17 protein-coding genes are annotated in these 21294 nt (G+C 26.4%); 2 read left to right on the plus strand and 15 right to left on the minus strand.

Annotated elements, in window-relative coordinates; all coding sequences use genetic code 11:
• The first annotated feature begins 40 nt into the window (after positions 1-40).
• Positions 41-4489: a BspA family leucine-rich repeat surface protein gene (locus tag OMES3154_RS04215; protein ID WP_156683547.1), complete on the plus strand. Its 4449-nt coding sequence runs from the start codon at positions 41-43 to the stop codon at positions 4487-4489.
• 33 nt (positions 4490-4522) lie between these two features.
• On the opposite strand, the gene OMES3154_RS04220 is transcribed toward OMES3154_RS04215, so the two are convergent.
• The 3 genes from OMES3154_RS04220 to OMES3154_RS04230 form a co-directional block, all read right to left on the minus strand.
• Entirely contained in the window at positions 4523-8794 is a 4272-nt protein-coding gene (locus OMES3154_RS04220) for a PolC-type DNA polymerase III (protein ID WP_156683548.1), read from the minus strand.
• Positions 8794-9405: a deoxynucleoside kinase gene (locus OMES3154_RS04225; protein ID WP_231679264.1), complete on the minus strand. Its 612-nt coding sequence runs from the start codon at positions 9403-9405 to the stop codon at positions 8794-8796. The genes OMES3154_RS04220 and OMES3154_RS04225 overlap by 1 nt, the downstream gene beginning before the upstream one ends.
• 155 nt (positions 9406-9560) lie before the next feature.
• Positions 9561-10826, minus strand: a complete 1266-nt coding sequence (locus OMES3154_RS04230) for an adenylosuccinate synthetase (RefSeq protein ID WP_156683550.1) — start codon at positions 10824-10826, stop codon at positions 9561-9563.
• A 119-nt stretch (positions 10827-10945) separates the two neighbouring features.
• Between OMES3154_RS04230 and eno the strand changes: the two genes are divergently transcribed.
• Positions 10946-12259: a phosphopyruvate hydratase gene (eno, locus tag OMES3154_RS04235; RefSeq protein ID WP_156683551.1), complete on the plus strand. Its 1314-nt coding sequence runs from the start codon at positions 10946-10948 to the stop codon at positions 12257-12259.
• Between the two features lie 84 nt (positions 12260-12343).
• On the opposite strand, the gene OMES3154_RS04240 is transcribed toward eno, so the two are convergent.
• The 12 genes from OMES3154_RS04240 to OMES3154_RS04295 all read right to left on the minus strand — a co-directional run bounded on the left by OMES3154_RS04240 (position 12344) and on the right by OMES3154_RS04295 (position 21089).
• Entirely contained in the window at positions 12344-12913 is a 570-nt protein-coding gene (locus OMES3154_RS04240) for a nitroreductase family protein (RefSeq protein WP_156683552.1), read from the minus strand.
• A 22-nt stretch (positions 12914-12935) separates the two neighbouring features.
• Positions 12936-13523, minus strand: a complete 588-nt coding sequence (locus tag OMES3154_RS04245; RefSeq protein ID WP_197271497.1) for a TMEM175 family protein — start codon at positions 13521-13523, stop codon at positions 12936-12938.
• Positions 13524-13525: 2 nt separating this feature from the next.
• The gene (locus OMES3154_RS04250; protein ID WP_231679265.1) at positions 13526-14005 is read right to left on the minus strand and encodes a MarR family winged helix-turn-helix transcriptional regulator; all 480 of its coding nucleotides are present in this window, start codon (positions 14003-14005) and stop codon (positions 13526-13528) included.
• 41 nt (positions 14006-14046) lie between these two features.
• Entirely contained in the window at positions 14047-14724 is a 678-nt protein-coding gene (locus tag OMES3154_RS04255) for a thiamine diphosphokinase (RefSeq protein ID WP_156683554.1), read from the minus strand.
• Positions 14724-15449, minus strand: a complete 726-nt coding sequence (locus OMES3154_RS04260) for a DUF4912 domain-containing protein (RefSeq protein ID WP_156683555.1) — start codon at positions 15447-15449, stop codon at positions 14724-14726. Before OMES3154_RS04260 ends, OMES3154_RS04255 begins: the two co-directional genes overlap by 1 nt.
• A gap of 9 nt (positions 15450-15458) precedes the next feature.
• On the minus strand, positions 15459-16460 hold the full coding sequence (gene tsaD / locus OMES3154_RS04265; RefSeq protein WP_156683556.1) for a tRNA (adenosine(37)-N6)-threonylcarbamoyltransferase complex transferase subunit TsaD: 1002 nt from the start codon (positions 16458-16460) through the stop codon (positions 15459-15461).
• Positions 16461-16501: 41 nt separating this feature from the next.
• Positions 16502-17281 carry a TrmH family RNA methyltransferase gene (locus OMES3154_RS04270; RefSeq protein ID WP_231679266.1) on the minus strand — a complete coding sequence of 260 codons (780 nt, stop codon included), beginning with the start codon at positions 17279-17281 and terminating at the stop codon, positions 16502-16504.
• Positions 17265-17603: an HIT domain-containing protein gene (locus OMES3154_RS04275; RefSeq protein WP_156683557.1), complete on the minus strand. Its 339-nt coding sequence runs from the start codon at positions 17601-17603 to the stop codon at positions 17265-17267. Before OMES3154_RS04275 ends, OMES3154_RS04270 begins: the two co-directional genes overlap by 17 nt.
• Entirely contained in the window at positions 17603-18037 is a 435-nt protein-coding gene (rpiB, locus tag OMES3154_RS04280) for a ribose 5-phosphate isomerase B (protein WP_156683558.1), read from the minus strand. The genes OMES3154_RS04275 and rpiB overlap by 1 nt, the downstream gene beginning before the upstream one ends.
• A 75-nt stretch (positions 18038-18112) precedes the next feature.
• Positions 18113-19462, minus strand: coding sequence for an MATE family efflux transporter (locus OMES3154_RS04285; RefSeq protein ID WP_156683559.1), 1350 nt, complete (start codon positions 19460-19462; stop codon positions 18113-18115).
• Positions 19463-19523: 61 nt separating this feature from the next.
• Complete coding sequence (rpsO, locus tag OMES3154_RS04290) at positions 19524-19781, minus strand: 30S ribosomal protein S15 (RefSeq protein ID WP_156683560.1); 258 nt, start codon at positions 19779-19781, stop codon at positions 19524-19526.
• Positions 19782-19925: 144 nt separating this feature from the next.
• The gene (locus OMES3154_RS04295) at positions 19926-21089 is read right to left on the minus strand and encodes an ROK family transcriptional regulator (RefSeq protein ID WP_156683561.1); all 1164 of its coding nucleotides are present in this window, start codon (positions 21087-21089) and stop codon (positions 19926-19928) included.
• Positions 21090-21294: the final 205 nt, after the last annotated feature.

The raw sequence follows: 21294 nt of genomic DNA on the forward strand, positions 1-21294 counted from the left end.
ATTTAAAAATGAAAACGATTTCAAAAAAGGAGGAGTAAATTTGAATATACGAAAACTAATTATACCTATGTCATTTGTAAGCTTAATTTCATTTGCTGATAGAGTAGACATTGGTACTAATCCAAATTCTGTTTTTATTGAAAAAACAGGTAATACTATAGATGTTACAGGTAGTGGTGAAATAAATAAAGAGAAGTTTAGAAATTTTATGAAAAGACACCTTAGTAAAAATGAAACTACATTAAATTTAAAAAGCCCAGATCTTAGATTTCCAAATGATTCTAGTCGATTTTTTTACGAATATATTGGTCAAATAGAAATTGATAGGGAAATTGATACCTCTAATGTTACTAATATGGAGTCAATGTTTGAGCATACTATAAATGCAAACCCAGATGTTTCTAATTGGAATACTTCTAATGTTACTAATATGAAAAACTTATTTAATTATGCTCGTAATTCCAATCCTGATGTAACTAACTGGGATACTTCTAATGTTACTGATATGAGCTACTTATTCTATTATGCTGAAGAAGCGACTCCTAATGTATCTAATTGGAATACTTCTAGTGTTACTACTATGAAAGAAATGTTTACAAATGCTGTAAAAGCTGATCCTAATGTAACAAACTGGGATACTTCTAATGTTACTGACATGTCTGGAATGTTCTGGGCTGCAAGAGCTTCTAATCCTAATGTTTCTAAGTGGGATACTTCTAATGTTACTAATATGAGTAAGATGTTTTATGGTGCAAGTATTGCTAATCCTGATGTTTCTAATTGGGATACTTCTAATGTCATTAATATGAGTGGAATGTTTAGTACATATAACGCTAATCCTGATGTTTCTAAATGGGATACTTCTAAAGTTAAAACTATGGACTGGATGTTCTATAATAACTATGTAGCTAATCCTGATGTTTCTAAATGGGATACTTCTAGTGTTGTTGATATGGACCATATGTTCTCTAGTACTAAAAAGGCAAATCCTGATGTTTCTAATTGGAATACTTCTAATGTTACTAATATGGCCGCTATGTTCTCATCAACTGATGTTGCTAATCCTGATATCTCTAAGTGGGATACTTCTAAAGTACGTGATATTTCGTTTATGTTTAATGGTTCAAATTCAGCATACCCTGACATAACTGAGCTAAATTTTGATAGTATTAAAAATTCTAATTCCATGTTCAGTAACTCTGCGTTTGAGAAAGAAATACAAAAAACAAAACCATATATATCTAAAGATGACCTTAATGCCTCACATATGAATGAATTAAAAGCTTTACAAAAAAAGCTAAAAAATGAAGCTCCTGAATACACTAAGGTTATTATTCACTATAAGGAAAAAGATAATAAAAATAGAAAAGTTCATGTGTGGGATAATAATTATCACGATAACAATGAAAACTTCTCATCAAGTGGTACTGATGATTATGGTAAGATTTTTGAAGTTGTGCTAAAAGGTAATATTACTAAAATGGGCTATATATTTGCTAATACAGATAATTGGTATGATAAAGATTGTTTAGGAGATAGTAGTTGTAATGCAGATAGAATAATAGACACGACTAAAACTAAAGAAATTTGGGTAGAACAAAATAATAGAGACAGAGATGTAACGAAAGAAACTGATGCAAAACAAAGTAAGGAAGAAAATATACAAAAAATCAATGACTTAACTAACCTAAATGAGAAACAAAAAGAATATTTACTTAATTTAGCTAATAATTCTAGTGATAGTGAATTAAAAGAGTTAGTAAAAACTGCTACTTATTTAGATACTGAAATGAGTAAGTTTAATAATGCTAACGAAACATTTTCAAATAAAACAAGTGAATCAACAGATGATAAAATTATTAGACTTAAAGAATATATCAAGATGCAAAAAATAAAAAATCTAAAATTAAATGATGTATCAGATTTAATAAACAAAATAAAATCTATGGATATTAGACTTCTACAAAATTTAAATAAAAAACAAAAAGATGCGTTAGTAAATAAAGCTAATTCTTCTGATAATTTAGATGATTTATTAAATAAAGCTAAAAAATTAGATGAAGAAATGCTTAAATTAAATAATACTATAGATGCATTTTTAGAAGAAATAAAAAATATACAAAATGATAAGGCTGAAATATTTAAAAATAATATTAATACTGACAAAGAAAGTAATTTAGATATTGATAAAATATCAGACTTAATAAATGAAATAAATGCTTTTAAGTCTAATATTTTAAAGATTGAAGAAATTAAAAAGTTAGAAAATCTAAACGATTCACAAAGAAATGCTTTAATTAGTGAAGCTGATACTTCTGATGACTTAGATGCCTTACTAGAAAAAGCTAGTACTTTAGATGAACAAATGAAAGTATTAAAAGATTTTTTAGTTAATACAGAAAATTCAACTGCTGCAGATGTAAGCAAACTTAGAACTGAAATTAATAGTGTAAAAGAAACTAATTTATCTATTGAAAAAGTAAATGACCTAATAAAGAAAATAAATGAGTTAAATAATTCTAAAAATGATACTATTACCAAAATACAAAACTTAGCAAACTTAAATGCCTTACAAAAAGAAAAACTAATTGAGGTAGTTAATTCTTCTAATGATACTTTTGATATCATATTAGAAAAAGCTACTGCTTTAGATACTAAAATGGGTGAATTAAGACAAAAATTAAAAGATTTAGAAAATATCTCTAATGAAAAAATTACCGAGTTTATAGCTTCTACTACTAAGGAAATAGAAAAAATTACTGTTGAAAATGCTAGAACTTCCATAACTAAATTAAAAAATGATATTACTACATTTGAAACTAAAGTACTTAAGATTGAAGAAATTAAAAAGTTAGAAAATCTAAACGATTCACAAAGAAATGCTTTAATTAGTGAAGCTGATACTTCTAATGACTTAGATGCCTTACTAGAAAAAGCTAGTACTTTAGATGAACAAATGAAAGTATTAAAAGATTTTTTAGTTAATACAGAAAATTCAACTGCTGCAGATGTAAGCAAACTTAGAACTGAAATTAATAGTGTAAAAGAAACTAATTTATCTATTGAAAAAGTAAATGACCTAATAAAGAAAATAAATGAGTTAAATAATTCTAAAAATGATACTATTACCAAAATACAAAACTTAGCAAACTTAAATGCCTTACAAAAAGAAAAACTAATTGAGGTAGTTAATTCTTCTAATGATACTTTTGATATCATATTAGAAAAAGCTACTGCTTTAGATACTAAAATGGGTGAATTAAGACAAAAATTAAAAGATTTAGAAAATATCTCTAATGAAAAAATTACCGAGTTTATAGCTTCAATAGAAAAAATTACAGTTGAAAATGCTAAAACTTCTATAGACACATTAACACAAGAAATTACTGACTTTAAAACTAAAGTTCTTAAGATTCAAAAAATTAGAAAGTTAGAAAATCTAAACGAATCACAAAGAAATGCTTTAATTAGTGAAGCTGATACTTCTAATGACTTAGATGCCTTACTAGAAAAAGCTAGTACTTTAGATGCACAAATGAAAGTATTAAATGACAAATTAAATGACTTCTTAGAAAAAGCAGAAAATCTAGGTGATGAAAATGCTAAAAAAATTGGTAATAATATTAAAGCTAAAATAGTTAAAGAAAATTTAACCATTGATGATATAAATAATCTAAAAAATGAGATTAATAAATTCAAGTTTGAAAACAAGAAAATAGATCTTACTAAGTACAAAAAATACGCTGATGCATTTTACTATACAGATAATAGTATAACTAATAAATTCGATGAAAACTTATACTTTGATGTTAATTTATCTAAATCTTTAGTTACTGTGCTAGATGATTTGGTAAATAAGAAAAAAGTTGATATTAATATTATATCTGGAGTTCAATTAGGTGCTAATTTTAAAGTAAAAAATGATTTAGATTTAAAATTAGGTGGATTTATAGAATATCAAAATGGTTTATCACGTAATATCTCAATTGGTACTAGTATAACATATAAAGAGTTTTTAAGCTTTTTAAGATATAGACGTGCAAGCAAAGATAAATTAGTAAATGATAATATAGATATTTATGCAAGATACTCTAAATCATTTAAATTTAATAATATTAATCTGCAACCCAAATTTGGTCTATATTTAACTTATTCAAGTAAGGTTAAATTAGATAAAAATGTACTGCTAAATTCAAGAATTGGATCTATAGCTGATTTTGCACTTCTAATGTCATATGATATAAATAGATATAGCATATATTTAGAACCTAAATTAGCATTTTCTCAAAATACTCAAAAAATAGTACAAACTAACTATAAATCTAATGAACTTTTAATTAATAGAGCCTATCTAAATTATAGTTTAAGACTAGGAGCTAAATATAGATTTATAAATAATATAACTCTTGATGGAAGCTTTAATTTTAGTAATGATATTAATAAGAATAGTAAGATTGGTGCAAATTTAGGAGTTTCATATAAATGGTAAGTAAAAAGCAGCTAAAGCTGCTTTTTCACTTATTTAAAATAGACTTTGTTGGTCTGTTTCATCCATCCCTTTTATTATTTCGTATTCCTCCATAGTTTTTAAAACTGTACTATTAAGTCCTGTTCTTTTAACTAAATCTTCTTTTGAGCTAAAGCTTTTTTCTTTTCTTTTTTCTTCTATATTTTTTGCTACTACTTCTCCTAGTCCATCAACAACTAAAAATGGTAATCTTATTTTTCCATCTTCTATTATGAATTTATCTGCTTTTGACTTATATAAATCAACATTTATAAGTTCTATATTTCTATAGTGCATTTCTATTAAAATTTCTAATAAAATAACTTCATTTTTATCATTTACATTTTTACTATTTAAATCTCTTAATTCATAATAACGTTTTTTAAGTTTATCTATACTAGCAAAATTTTTACTTAAAGTAAATGAAGAAATTTTTCTGTTTAAGTAAGCTGTATAAAATTCTAATGGATAGTAGACTTTAAAGTAAGCTATTCTTATTGCCATCATAACATATGCTACAGCATGTCCTTTAGGGAACATATATTTAATTTTCTCACACGAGTCAATATACCAACTAGGAACTTTATATTCTTGCATAACTTTTTTATATTCTTCCCATTTTTCTTTATCTTTATTTGGTCTTCCTTTTCTAATGAATTCCATAATAGTAAAGCTTAATCCCTTATCTATACCTTGTAATATTAGATAGTTCATAATGTCATCTCTTACTGTTATTATTTCATTTAAGCTAGCAATTCCCTCATTAACATAATACTGAGCATTATTTAACCAAACATCTGTACCATGTGATAATCCTGATATTCTAACTAGTTCTGTAAATGATGTTGGTCTTGTATCTTTTAACATTCCTTTAACAAATGCTGTACCAAATTCTGGTATACCATTTGTCCCTAAATCTGTTTCAATATCTTCTGGCTTTACATTTAAAGCACTTGTATTTGAAAATAGACTTATAACCTTTTCATCAGTTAATGGTATATCATATGGACTAAGTCCTGTTAAATCTTCTAATAGTTTTAATGTAGTTGGATCATCATGTCCTAGTATATCAAGTTTTACAAGCTGTGCATCCATTACGTGATAATCAAAGTGTGTAGTAGTACTTTGACTTGTCATATCATTTGCTGGTTTTTGAATAGGACTAAATTCATATATAGACTTATCTCTTGGTACTATTACCATACCTCCAGGATGTTGTCCTGTAGTTTTTCTTGCACCTTCTATCATTCTAGCAAGTCTTTCAATTTCTGCCTTATTTTTTCTTATATCTTCTTGAATATACTCTTTTTCAAACTCTTTATTTACTTTGTCTTTACCAAATATTTTTTCACTTTCTTCACGAGCTTTTGCTTGTGAATTTATTTCAAAATATTTTTTAACATAACCCATTGCATTATTATATGCAGTAGTTGATATGGTTCCTGCTCTAAATGTATTTTCTGCACCGAATAATTCTTCAGTGTACTTATGAATATTAGATTGAAATTCTCCAGAAAAATTCAAGTCTATATCCGGTACTTTATCTCCGTTAAATCCCATAAAGACTTCAAATGGTATTGCATGTCCATCACGAATTAGCTCTATATTACATTTTTCACAGTATTTTACTGGAAGGTCTACTCCACTTTTTTCTAACTCAAATATTTCAAAATATTTACATTTAGAACATCTATAATGTGGATATAGCCCATTAACTTCCGTTATACCCATTAAATATGCAACCAAGCTACTACCAACAGATCCTCTTGACCCTACTAAATAACCACTTTCTACTGATTTTTTAACTAACTTTTGGGCTATTAGATATAGAACTGAGAAGTTGTTTCCTATAATTGAATTTAACTCTCTTTCTATTCTATCTTGAACTACCTTAGGTAAATTCTCTCCATATAGCTCATGTGCTTTTTCATATGTTAGTCTTTTAACTTCTTCTTTATCTCCATCTATTTTAGGTGGATAAAATCCATCAGGTATTGGTCTTACCTTTTCTATCATATCTGCTACAATATTGGTATTTTCAACAACTACTTCATAGGCTATTTTTTCTCCTAAATATGAAAACTCCTCTAACATTTCTTTTGTTGTTCTAAAATGCGAATTAGATTCATACTTAGATTCTCTAAATTCATTATTAGCTACCTGTAATACTTTTTTAGCAGGTGCTTCTTCTTTTGTCATGTAAGAAACATCTGATATAGCTACCACAATTTTCCCTAATTTTTTACCTAGATTATAGAAATATTTATTCATTTCTCTTACATATTCAAAATCTGTTATCTCACCTGTTTTAACTTCTTTTTCATATTTTGATTCTGGATAAATTTCTATTAGATCATAAAAATTAGCAGCTTTTTCTATTTCTTCTTTATCTATCCCTCTTATATATAGTTTTACTAGCTCTCCACTTTTGTTGTAACCCATTGAAGGATTTGAAGCTATTAAAAGCTCTTCTCTATTTTTTTCTAAATCACTTTTTTTAATTCTTGGTAACTTATTCCCATAGTTATATATTAATGAATCACTTACAAGTTTATATAAGGTAGGTAGACCTTTTTGACTTTTAAGCAGTATATTAGTTACATTTACCTCTGCAACTTCAATATCTAATTGTAATTTTTCATTAACATCTTTTAAAGTTTTAACATTTTCAGTTAGTACTCTTTTTATTAACTCTATAAATAGTTTTGTAGTAACTTCTGCGTCATTTACTGCTCTATGGTGATTTTCATTGTCTATATTAAATCTTTTACATAAAGCATCTAAATTAAATCTTTTTTGATCTTTTAAAGTTAATTTAGCCCATTCTATTGTATCAATATAGCTAAAATTAGTAGATATATTTAATTGATTTGATTTTTCACTAATAAATCCAACGTCAAATTTGGCATTATGAGCTACTAATGTAGAGTTTTTACAAAATTCTAAGAATCTAGGTAGTACAATATCTACTGTATCAGCATCTTTAACATCATCATCACTAATACTAGTTAAATCTTTAATAACTTTAGGTATGGGTATTTCGGGATTTATAAACTCTGAAAATCTATCTACAATTTCTAATTTCTTTATTTTTACAGCTCCAATTTCTATTATTTTATCATTATATGGATCAAATCCTGTTGTTTCAATATCGAATACTACATATTCTTCTTCTAAAATATCCACATCTTTAGGGTTTATAACTAGCATTTTATTATCATCTACTACATAAGAGCTAAGTCCCAATATTGCTTTTACATCAGAGTCTTTTTTATATACAAAAGGAAATGCATGTACTACTCCTAAGTCAGTTATTGCATATGCACTATGCCCCATTTTAGACATTATTTCATTTAAATCTTTTGCATTTATATTTGAACTCATTTCGCTCATATTAGTTCTAATGCCTAGTTCTACTCTTTTAACATCGCTATCGTCTATTATACTATGATCTACACTTGCTATTTTTTTAATAAACTTAATTTTTATATAGTAATCTTTTTCAAAACTAATATCTTTTGTAAATGTTCCTGTAATTTCTACTACATCATTTACCTTTAGTTCATGGTCATTATCATCATTGTAGAATTTTTTACAAACAAATGATCTTTTATTATTAGTTACATAAAAAGAAACTAGTTTTAATTTTCCACCATCTTTTTTTGTGATTTCCTTTTCATCAATATAGAAAATCTCTGCTTCTATTGTAATAGTTTTCCCTAATTCAAAGTCAACTATTAAAGGTTTTATAGTAAAATTACTGTCTTGTTTTTTAGATTTTTCTTTAGTCTTTTCCAAAACATTAAAATTTAATTCATTTAAAGAAATTTCTAATGCTATATCTTGTTTTAATGATTTTATAAGCTCTTTTTTTAATTCATGGTCTAATTTATTATGAGTAATAAAAGTTTTTTGAATTTCATCACTTATTTTTATATATACAATATTATCATTAGCTAATATTTCTAAGTCTTTTGTAAAAGCAGGATTATTATATGTATAATTTACGTAGTCCCATAAGTATTTTGCCACTTCTTGTAAATTTTCATTTTCAAATCTAAAATGGTATTCTATTCTGTACTTTTTTACATCCTTTGATATCTTATTTCTAATATTAGTATCTAATTTAGTAAAACTTTCAAAATCATTATTATCTAAAACGTTTATATAGCAGGTAATTGTTATTGTATTGTTAGAAATTATTTCTAATTCTTTTAACTCTATACTATTTATACCAAAAGCTAAATCTAAATCTAGTTTTGGTTTTAGTTTTATTATTTCTTTCATTATTTTAATCCTAGTTTTCTATCTATTATATCAAATATGTATTCCCTATCTTCTAAATTATTAACAAAATCTATGTCATCAACATTTATTTTTAAAAAGTCTGATAAATTATAGTTATCAAAATATTCTCTATAATTTTTATCGAGATTAGTCCAATATTCAATTGGAACTATTTGTTCGTATTCTCTTGCTCTTTTTTTGATTTTTTTCACTGCATTTTCTACGCTTGTTTCTAGATATATCATAAGTGCTGGTTTTTTTACATTTTCTAACATGTTATATAGAAGCTCTTCGTATAACTCGAATTCTTCTTTTGTCATATCACCATCGTCTGCTAACATTTTAGAAAAAATCACATCTCCGTATATACTTCTGTCCATAACACAAGCCCCTAAATTTTCAGCTTCTTTTATCATTTTAAATCTTTTATTTAAGAAAAATATTTGTAAAGGAAAACTCCATCTTTTTTTGTTATAGTAAAATTTATCTAATATTGGATTATCTAAAACAGGTTCTTCATATAACTTTATATTGTATCTTTCTGCAATTAGCCTCCCTAATGAACTTTTACCTACTCCTACTACTCCATCAACACAAATTGTTCCCTTCATTACTTCCTCCTTAATCTTTGCTTTTTTAAAAAAGTCTTTATAATAGCTCTGCATTTTTATCTCCTTATGTTCTTAACTAAATATATTTTAACATTATTCTTAAGATAAAAAAAGGAAAAAACTATAAAAATTTTCCCTTTCAATATTCTATTTAATTATCTATCAATATAACTATTTTCGTTCTCTGCCACTGCAATTTTATCAAATTTTATACCTAAATAACCTTCAATATATTCTACATATCTTTTACAATTTTTTGGTAATTTTTCATATTCTTTTATATTTGAAATATCTTCTTGCCAACCATCAAATTCTTTGTATAACACACTAAACTCATTTAAGTTAGATACATTTAAAGGAAATGTTTGATAAACTATTTTATCTATTTCATATGCTACACCTAATTTAATTTTATCCAAACCACTTAGTACATCTAGTTTTGTAAGGTAAAGCTTATTTACTCCATTTAATAATAGACTATATTTTAAAATACCTAAATCAAGCCATGCACATCTTAATGAGCTTTTATTATCTTCTCCTTTTGATATTAAATGTTCTTTTATGTCATAGAACACTTCTGTTGGTAAAAATCCCTCATCTTTTCTAGTTGTATAGGCTTTTAATACTCCTATTTTATTTTCTATTTTATTTGTACTAACACCTACATTATAGCAAATACCTGAAATTGTAGCATTTGTAATATTTACATCTGGATATGTTCCATAATTAATGTCTAGCATTGTAGATGTATTAGTTTTAAATAGTATCTTTTTACCTTCTAATATTCTATTATTTATATCTATCATGGTATCAGTAATATTAAATTTTAAAATATTAGCATACTCTTTATATTTTTCTATAATATACTCAAACTCTATCTCATTTTCTCCTAATTTAGATAATATGGTATTCTTTTCCTTTAATGTATTTCTCAATTTTAATGAAAAATTCTCCATATTTAGTAAATCACAAAATCTTATCGCATTTTTTTGGATTTTATCTAAATACGCATATGATAATCCTGTCATTACATTCTTTATATTATTTTTCCCAAATAATTTTTGTCTAGATTTTTCAATTAAAATATGATAAGACATTATTATATTCGCTCTATAATCAATCCATATCTTAGCAATTTCTAAATTATGTTTTTCTAAAACACGAATATCTTCTAATAATAAATTTATATCTATAAAAGTGCTAGCAGCAAATATTATATTTAAATTTTTATTTATAACCTCAACAGGTAAAACTGAAAGAGAAATTTCTACATCATTTATTTTAACTGTATTTTTTATATTATCACAATTCGCTATAACAATATAGTCACTATCATTTGAAAGTTCTTTTAAAATTCTAGTCTTACCTTCTTCTCCAAATTGTAATCCTACAACTACACTTGTATTAAATTTTTTTTCCATAATATGCCTTTCTTTATTTTTACTCACACATCTATTATACTATTATTTTTATTATTTACAAGTATATAAACTTGTGATATAATTAACATAATAAAAAAAAGAAGGGCGGTATATTCAAAATGAATAACGTAAAATTTCAAACAATAATTGAAGATGTTTATGCAAGAGAAATCTTAGATTCAAGAGGAAATCCAACTGTTGAAGTTGAAGTTTACTTAGAAGGAGGAGCAATGGGAAGAGCTTCTGTACCTTCAGGAGCTTCTACAGGAGTTCACGAAGCTGTTGAATTAAGAGATAATGACAAATCAAGATACTTAGGAAAAGGAACTTCTATCGCGGTTGCAAATGTTAATGGTGAAATAGCTGAAGCTATTATAGGTATGGACGCTTTAGACCAAGTTGCTATCGATAAATTAATGATAGACTTAGATGGTACTGAAAATAAAGCAAGATTAGGAGCAAACGCAATCTTAGGTGTTTCATTAGCTGTTGCTAAAGCTGCTGCTAACCAATTAGGTTTACCTTTATACAGATACTTAGGTGGAGTTAATGCTAAAGAATTACCTTTACCAATGATGAATATCTTAAATGGTGGATCACATGCTGATTCTGCTGTTGACGTTCAAGAATTCATGATCCAACCAGTAGGAGCTAGTAGCTTTAAAGAAGGATTAAGAATGGGTGCTGAAATTTTCCATCACTTAGGAAAATTATTAAAAGCAAATGGAGATTCTACTAACGTAGGTAACGAAGGTGGATATGCACCAAGTAACATTAATGGTACTCGTGGAGCATTAGATATCATATCTGAAGCTGTAAAAGCTGCTGGATACAAATTAGGTGAAGATGTTACATTCGCATTAGACGCTGCTTCTTCTGAATTCTATGATGAAGAAAGAAAAATGTATGTATTCAAACGTGAAGGTGGAGAAAAAACATCTGAACAAATGGTTGAATGGTATGCTGAATTAGTAAGAGACTATCCAATAATCTCAATAGAAGATGGATTAGCTGAAGATGATTGGGACGGATTCAAACTAATGACTGAAAAATTAGGAGATAAAATTCAAATAGTTGGAGACGACTTATTTGTTACAAATACTAAGAGATTAGAAGAAGGAATTAAAAAAGGAATTGCTAACTCTATCTTAATTAAATTAAACCAAATAGGTACTTTAACTGAAACATTAGATGCTATTGAAATGGCTAAAAAAGCTGGTTATACTGCTGTTGTTTCTCACAGATCAGGTGAAACTGAAGATGATACTATAGCTGACGTTGCAGTTGCAACTAACGCAGGACAAATAAAGACTGGATCTGCTTCAAGAACTGATAGAATAGCTAAATACAATCAATTATTAAGAATCGAAGACGATTTAGCTGGTGAAGGAATTTACAAAGGTAAAAAATCTTTATACAATATAACTAAATAGTAAATTAATATAGCGAGTAAGTAATTACTCGCTTTTTATATATATATAAAAATCTCATCTATTTTATTAGATGAGACTTTATAACTATTTAACGAATTCTACTCTTTTGTGTTCGTCTTTTAATTTATCAGAAGGTTCTTCTACTATTCCACCAAATGGCATTTGAGCTAATAATTTGTAGCTTTCAGGTAAGTCAAACATTTCTTTTACTTTTGCGTCTATTACTGGGTTATAGTGTTGTAGAGAAGCACCTATATTTAATTCTCTTAACATACTCCATATAGATAATTGTAACATACCGTTAGTTTGGTTTGCCCATATTGGGAAGTTTTCTGCATATAAGCTGAATTTTTCTTGTAATCCTTTTACAACGTTTTCATCATAGAAGTATAAAACTGTACCTGCTCCAGCTTTGAATGAATCTAATTTTTCCTTTGGTACTTGTCCACCAAATACATTATAGATTTCATCCCATAATTTATCATGTTTTTCACCAAATACTACTAATACTCTTGTACTTTTCATATTAAATGCGTCTGGTACTAATTCTGTTATTTCAGATACCTTTTCTATAATTGTTTCTTCTGAAACATCTATTTTTTTGTTAATGTTGTAATAAGATCTTCTATTTCTTAATGATTGTATTATACTCATTGTAAATTTCCTCCTAATTTTTTTATTCTTCTTTTATACTTTTTTCTAATCTTTTATCTGGTACTATCCATATTAAAGCTATAATAATAAATATTATATATGATACTATTGGATAAAAAATCGAAAAAATAACTGCTAATCCATAAGCTAGTATTGAAATTTTACCTTTCATATCTTTTCCAATATTTTTTGATACCTTTGACTCCTCACCATTTATTTTCACAACTTCTTTTTGGACTATATTATATGATATAGCACACATAAAAAGACTTATTGCGTAAAATAAAGTGGGCAACTTCTCTTTTGGGTTTAAACCCATCCACTCTGTCGCAACAGGAATTAAAGACATCCAAAATATCCAGAATAGATTTCTCCAAAGTAAACTCGCTGAAACTGATTTAACCATATTAATTAAATGGTGATGATTTGCCCAATATATAGCTATGTATATGTAACTTAAAACATAGGCTAAAAATGTTGGGTAAACTGCAATTAAAGCATTAAGTGAAAGCTCATCTGGTGGACTTAGCTTCAATATCATAACAGTTATAATAATTGCTAATATTCCATCGCTAAAAGCTTCCATTCTTCCTCTTGACATTGTAGTCATAATTATTCTTCTTTCCTATTATTGTATATTTTTTTTAAAAGCATAACTAAGTTTTCTTTTTCAGAATCACTTAAAACACTCATAATATCTATAATATTCTTTTCATTCTCAGGAGCGATTTTACTTATGACTTCATAACCTTTGTCCGTTAATTCTAAAATACAAATTCTTTTATCATTTGAATCAGATAACCTTCTTACATAACCCATTTTAACAAGGTTATTTATTATTACAGGTATTGTTCCAACGCTACTTAGTATTCTATCTCTAACTTCTCCAACTGTCATTTTCCCTTTGCTGTATAGTGCTTCCAAGACCATAAACTGACTGAATGTCAAGTTATACTCACTTGCAATTTTTGATGTTTTTTTATCTAATACACTTACATTCCTATGTAAACCAATTAGTATTTTCATTTCAGATTTAATCAAAATAAAATCTCCTTCCAACTTATATCTAATTAGATATAAATATACTATCATAAATATTTTTTTTTGTAAAGTAAAAAACAAAAGTTAAAAAACTAACTTTTGTCTTCTTCTCTATATATTATATACATACTTCCTTTTTTAAATTCGACTACACACTCATTTCCTGTTACAATATTGCTAACTAGACCAATATCAAGTGATATATCTTTATTTATTAAAGGATATTTAAAACCTTTTAAACTTAGTTTTTCTATATTTTCTATTGGAATTATTGAAAATGTATATGAATTTATTCCCTTATACACCTTAGATTTATTAGTATACTCTATTATTTCAAAATTATGACTTAAAAATCTAATATTCTTAATACCATGCATTTTTTTTAAGTTTGATAGTGTCATATCAACTCTATTACCTGTTGCACCTAAAACTAAAATGTCTGTATCATCTAGATGACTAAAATCCTCCTGTAAATTATCTTTTTTAAATCTTCCACTTTTATTCGGTGTATAATTAAGTAGAGCCACCTCAAAATCTGTATGATCTTTTTCTTTTTCTAGGTACACTTTTTCTATATTTTCATATTTTTTCAAAATATTTTTATCTACAGAGTCCATATCTCCTACTATTTTTTTTGGAATTAAATTCAATTTATATACTTCATTTAATCCACCATCTACAGCTATAATTTCTCTATCTTTTACATACTCTTTCATTTTATCTAGATCTTTGCTGTACTCCCCATTTAAAAATATAGCTAGCTTTTTCATTACATTTTACTCGAACAAGGTTTAACTCTACGCATTAACTTATCAGAAGCACCAATATATATTAAATTACCTTCTTCATCATAAATGTAGTGAGTAAACATTTCACCTAAAACTAATTCAGCATCAGTTATTTCCATAGCTAAAATTCTATCTTCTGGAAGATTGTCTTTAGTATAAAAATCTACCGCTATTTTACCCTCTACAAATTTAGGTATTGCCCATTTAGTAGCTCTATTTTTTGAAACTTTTCCACTTGGTGTTACAACTTCACTAGATTCACTTAGTTCATAGAAATTATTGTTGCTATCCATAAACCCTATCTTTGCAACATAGTTTTTATCTCCCTCAACATTATTTATATAGTATGAACCAAATCTACTTAAGCCTGATATTTTTCTATATAATTTTTCATTTTTATATAGCATTATTACTGCATCATCTGATACATTATGTTTTTCCTTTAATAAATTAAAGCTATCTTCTCTTATTTCCCAAAAAGCAAATACTGTTGTAATGTTTTTAGGTAATAAAGTTATTTCATTTACATAGTATAAATCAGGTAAAGGCGCTCTATCAAAATAGATATCTTCTCCCATATCATACTTTCTATATTCTCTTACAGAATTTTTAATTGCATTTCTATATTTTAAATACGGCTTTCTTCTTCTTACTCTTTCTTCAAATCTTGTATTTATTTTTCTATTTCTAAAATTTCTAAAAAACATAAACACCTCCTACTTTCTATGAAATTCCTTTGTTGATGTAGCATCAAAAGTCTTTTCAATATCACTTTTATATTCTAGATTATAGTATGCTGCAGCTGCTATCATAGCACCATTATCTGTACAATATTCCATTTTTATAGGAAACTTAATTTCAACATCTTTTAATTCTAAAGAGGTATATAACTCATTTCTTAAGTGCTTATTTGCTGAAACTCCTCCTGCTATAGCTAATGTTTTTGAATTTGTATCAAGACAAGCTTTTACTATTTTTCTTTTTAAATTTTCAACTGCTGCTATTTCAAAAGATTTACATATATCATTTATTCTATATTCTTCATTTTTCATATTACATTTATTTATATAGTTTGTGACAAAGGTTTTTATACCACTAAAACTTAAATCATAGCCGCTAACATTTGGTATTGGTATATTTAAAGTATTTTCACCACCTACACTATTTTTTTCAATAGATGGTCCTCCTGGATAACTAAGTCCAACCATTCTAGCAACCTTATCATAAGCTTCTCCTATTGCATCATCTTGTGTTTCACCAAGTAGATTTAATTCGTGATTCTCACTCATGTTATAAATACTTGTATGCCCTCCTGAAGCTACTACAACAGTTGCAGGCATTTTTACATCTTGATGTAAGAAAGTTGAATATATATGTCCTTCTAAGTGATTTACTGGTATTAAAGGTATGTTATATCTAAAACTTAAACCTTTTGCAAACATAATACCCACTAATAAAGAACCTATAAGACCTGGTTTATTAGTTACTGCTATATAATCTATATCTGTAATTTTTTTATTTGCTTTTTCTAGTGCTTCTTGTAAAACATAAGAAATATCCTCTATATGATGTCTTGATGCAATTTCTGGAACAACTCCTCCATATTTTTTATGTATTTCTATTTGAGTAGCTATTACATTACTCAAAACATTTTTTCCATCTTCTACTATTGCTATACTTGTTTCATCACAAGAACTTTCTATACCTAATATAAGCATATCTTCTCCTATTATTTATTATATCTTCTATTTTATTTTTGTCAATTTTCTAATTCTCTCATTTTATATAAAAACACAGCTAATGAAACACTTACATTTAGTGAATTTACCTTATTTGATATTGGTATAATTAGCTTATTACTAATATCTAATAGCTCTTTACTAACTCCTCCACCTTCGTGTCCAAAGATATATGCATTTTTATTTTTTGTAAGCTTTGCCTGTCTATAATCCTTAGAATCACTTGCTAAGGCCGTTGCGTATATATTGTATCCATTTTCATTTAAGAAATTTATAATATTCTCTCTTTCTTCGTATATTATATTTAACTTAAATATAGAGCCCATAGAGGCTCTTACAGCTTTTGGATTATATACATCAACAGAGCCTTTAGTTAGCACTAAATTTTCATAGTCTAACGCAACCATAGTTCTTATTATTGTTCCAATATTACCTGGATCTTGAATATCGTCTAGTATTACTATATCACCTTTTATACTATCTATATTGCTTACTTCTTTTGAATATATGAATATAACTCCTTGACTATTCTCCTGAGTTGATATTTCATTAAATAAATTATCTTTTAATACTACTATTTTATTATATTTATTTAAATCATATTTTTTCATATAATATTCATAAGAACTACTGGAAATTATAATTTTATTAAAGTTATTTGATTCATAAAAAAACTTTTCGCCCTCTGCTATGAATATATTATTTTCATCTCTATATTTTTTTTTAGTTAATTTTTTCAATAATTTATATTTTTTATTGTCTTTACTTTCAATAAAGTCAACATTACATGTCAAATCCAAGTTTTCTCCCACCTACTAAATGATAGTGAATGTGTTTAACACTTTGCCCACCATCTTCTCCTATATTTGTAACTACTCTATAACCACTTTTATCTATTTTAAACTCTTTAGCTAATTTAGCTATTACTAATTGAATTTTACCTAATAATTCTATGTCTTCTATAGACACCTTATCTAAACTTTCTATTTCTTTTTTTGGTATTATTATTATATGTACTGGTGCTATTGGACTTATATCATGAAAAGCCATTATTAAGTCATCTTCATACACTATATTAGCTGGAATTTCTTTATCAATTATTTTTTTAAATATTGTACTCATTAACATCCACACTCCATCTTATCTACTCTTCTTTGATGTCTACCACCTTCAAATTCTGTTTCTAAAAAGGCTTTTAATGTTGATTTTGCAACTTCAATCCCTAATACTCTAGCTCCAAATGCTATTACATTACTATCATTATGAGCTCTTGTAATACTTCCCATATATTCGTTATAACAAAGTGCAGCTCTAATACCTGGTATTTTATTTGCTGTTATTGATATTCCAATACCTGTACCACAAATTAAAACACCATAATCTACTTCTTTATTTAAAATTGCATTACATACCATTTTTGCATAATCTGGATAATCAACTGAATCTAATGTATCAGTACCAAAATTTACAACTTCTACTCCTAGTTCTTTCATATATTTTACTAATTCATTTTTATACTCTACTCCTGAGTGATCATTACCTATTGCTACTCTCATTGTTTTTTCTCCTTTTTTTTCTACATTTATTATACAATTTTATTAAGTTAATTACAAATAAAAAAATAATAGCTTTTACACTATTATTTGTTTTTTCTCTATGAATTTATTCCATGATTTTATATACCATACATAACTTACAACACCTTTTAATAGCATGCTCATTGATATTATTATCCAAATTGCATTTAATCCAAATATTGGAGCAAATATGAATACAAATGGTATTCTAAGACCTGTACCAACTGCACCTATTATTGTAGGTTCACTTACTCTACCCATACCATTAAATGCACCAGCTGTTATAATTTCAATACATTGGAATACCTGTGATAGTCCTATTATTCTTAAATAACTAACTCCGTATCTTATATATACTTCTTCTTCAAAGAATGTTGAGAATAAAGGCCTAGCAAATATTACAAACACTGCTGTTATTAAAAGACCAAATACCGTCATCGAAATTAATGCTATCTTGTATGTTTCATTAACTCTATCATACTTTTTAGCTCCATAATTTTGAGCTACATATGTTGATACCGCACTTGATACCCCCATAGAAATATTCCAAGATAAGGCTTCAAATTGAACTCCAAGTCTTTGAACACCTAGTGCATTTACATCTATTTTTGATATTTGTGTTGCAATTATTATACTTATTATTGTAAATAATGCTTGACTTATTCCTGCAGGTAAGCCTATTCTTATTAAATTTATATACCTTTCCAAAGGATCTAATTTAAATATTTTCATATTTCTAAATTTAGATTTTGGTGTACGAATATATATTACTAACATTATAAACGAGATAAATTGAGATATAATAGTTGCTAGGGCTGCACCTGATATACCAAAATGAAGTGGTCCTAAAAATATATAATCTAAAATAACATTTGTAAGTATTCCTGTTGACGTGCATACAAATGGTATAAATGTATTACCATCTGCACTGATTATCGCTGATAATGTAAACATCATAAATAAAAATGGAAATCCAAGTGCTGATATTCTTAAAAATATTGAAGCCATTTTTAGTATATTTAAATCTGTTACCCCAACCATTTTTATTAAACCTTCTGTAAATATAGTAGCTACTAATAAACAGAAAATCGAAGCTAAAAATGTTAATATTATACTTATTCTTGCATAACTTCTTGCATTTTTATATATCTTAGCACCTATACTTTGAGCAACTAAAATTTGTGCTCCATTTTTAGGAACGATTAAAAAAGCAGCAGAAAATACAATGAAAAAAGTAGCAGCTGCAGCGCTTGATACTGCGTTATCTCCTAAAAAGCTACTTATAAATTTAATATCAGTTAAATTATATAAAATAGATATTAAAGATGTAAGTATAATAGGTAAAGACAATCTAAATAAATTTTTAGCAATTTTTCCTTCTATTATATCTATTTTTTTATTCATTAAATCCCCTTTTTATTAAATAAAAAACTTTTATAAGCAAACACTTATAAAAGTTTAGACTTTATTTTCTTAATCCTAATTTTTCAATTAAATCTCTATAATCATTAAGTCTTCTGTCCTTGATGTAGTTTAACATTCTTCTTCTTTTACCAACCATTTTTAATAGTCCTACTCTTGAATGTACATCTTTTGGATGAGTTTTTAAGTGTTCAGTTAAGTGATTAATCTTTTCTGTTAAGATTGCTATTTGCACTTCTGAAGACCCTGTATCTTGTGGGTTTTTCCCAAATAATTCAATAATTTCTTTTGCTGATTTCATGCCTTTTCCTCCTTATATTTATTTCACCTAAGAATATATCGGCTCATATATTCTGAGAATGAATACTTAAGTATAGTAGCACGTTTTAGGTAAAGATGTCAATAGTATATCGAAAACTATAATTTTCTTTGTTCCCTAATTGATTTATTCCTTAAACAATTTTAGTTTATCAAATACATTTTCAATAACAAGATTAAAGGCAGCTTTTTTCTCAATATTTTTGCCTAGTTTTGAGTATTCTATTTTAGCTATATCATTTATATAGTTTTCCTTTATCCCTTTATTAAATCCATCTAAAAAAATATCACCAGAGTATGTAATATCACCAGCTATTATTATATTCTCTATATCTAAAATATTCAAAATATTCCCTACTACTTGTCCTACTTCAATAGATATATCACTAATAATTTTTTTTGCAATTTCACTTTTTTTTGAAATTTTTTCATATAGATCATACATATTATTAATTTCTAATTTTTTGTTATACTTATCATATTCTTCTTCCAATTTTAGTAGAATTGAATTTTCTGAATACATAGAATTTATACAACCTCTTTTACCACACTCACAACTTTTATTATCTGTATTTACTGGCTTATAGTGTGCAATTTGACCAGAGTGCATATTTTTACCTACTAATATTTTATTATTTATCATTATTGATGAGTATATTCCGTCATTAATGTATATATATAAAATATCTTTATATTTTTTTAATTGAGTGAAATGTATTTCAGCCTTTAAAATTGATCTTACATTATTGTCTATAACTACCGGTATTTTATATCTGCTTTCAATAATTTCTACTAAATTTAAATTTTCCCATCTAAAATATGGATGATTTATTATTATTCCCTTTTTACTATCAACTATAGCATTTATACATATGCCTACTCCTATAATTTCAAAGTCTTTAACTTCTTCTAAAAAAAGAGTTAGTTCTTCTAACAAGATATTTACAATTGACATACTTTTTTTTAAGAAAAACTTTTTTAGTCTGGTTTTTAATAATTCACCCTTTATATTCCCTAAACTTATTTCAAAATAATCTTTTCCAAAATTAATACCTATTATTTTTTTATCTAGCTTATTTATAACTAGATACTGCTTCGGCCTTCCTTTTTTCTTTATTTCATTTACTAAAATTTCTGAAACTATATTTTGTTCTTTCAATTTATTTACTATTTTACTAATAGCAGCTTTACTTATCCCTATATTTTTTGAAAGTTCTACCTGTGACATTTTACTGTTTTTCAAAATTAAATCTAAAACCTTATACTCATTATCACTCATAATACCTATCATCCCCTTTTATACTAGTATACCTTAAATCTATAAATATTCAGCTAAATTTTATTTTTTTAATAAGTTATTTTATTAACTAATCAAAAAAATAAGTGAAAAAATACGCTAAAATATAACTTAAGTTAAGAATTTCACTAAATCTTATGTGTTTGGGTATTAACTATTATAACTTAGTTAATAATTGTATATAAATAGCTCTAGGTGT

This window comes from Oceanivirga miroungae (assembly GCF_902505095.1).
GTDB classification, from domain to species: domain Bacteria; phylum Fusobacteriota; class Fusobacteriia; order Fusobacteriales; family Leptotrichiaceae; genus Oceanivirga; species Oceanivirga miroungae.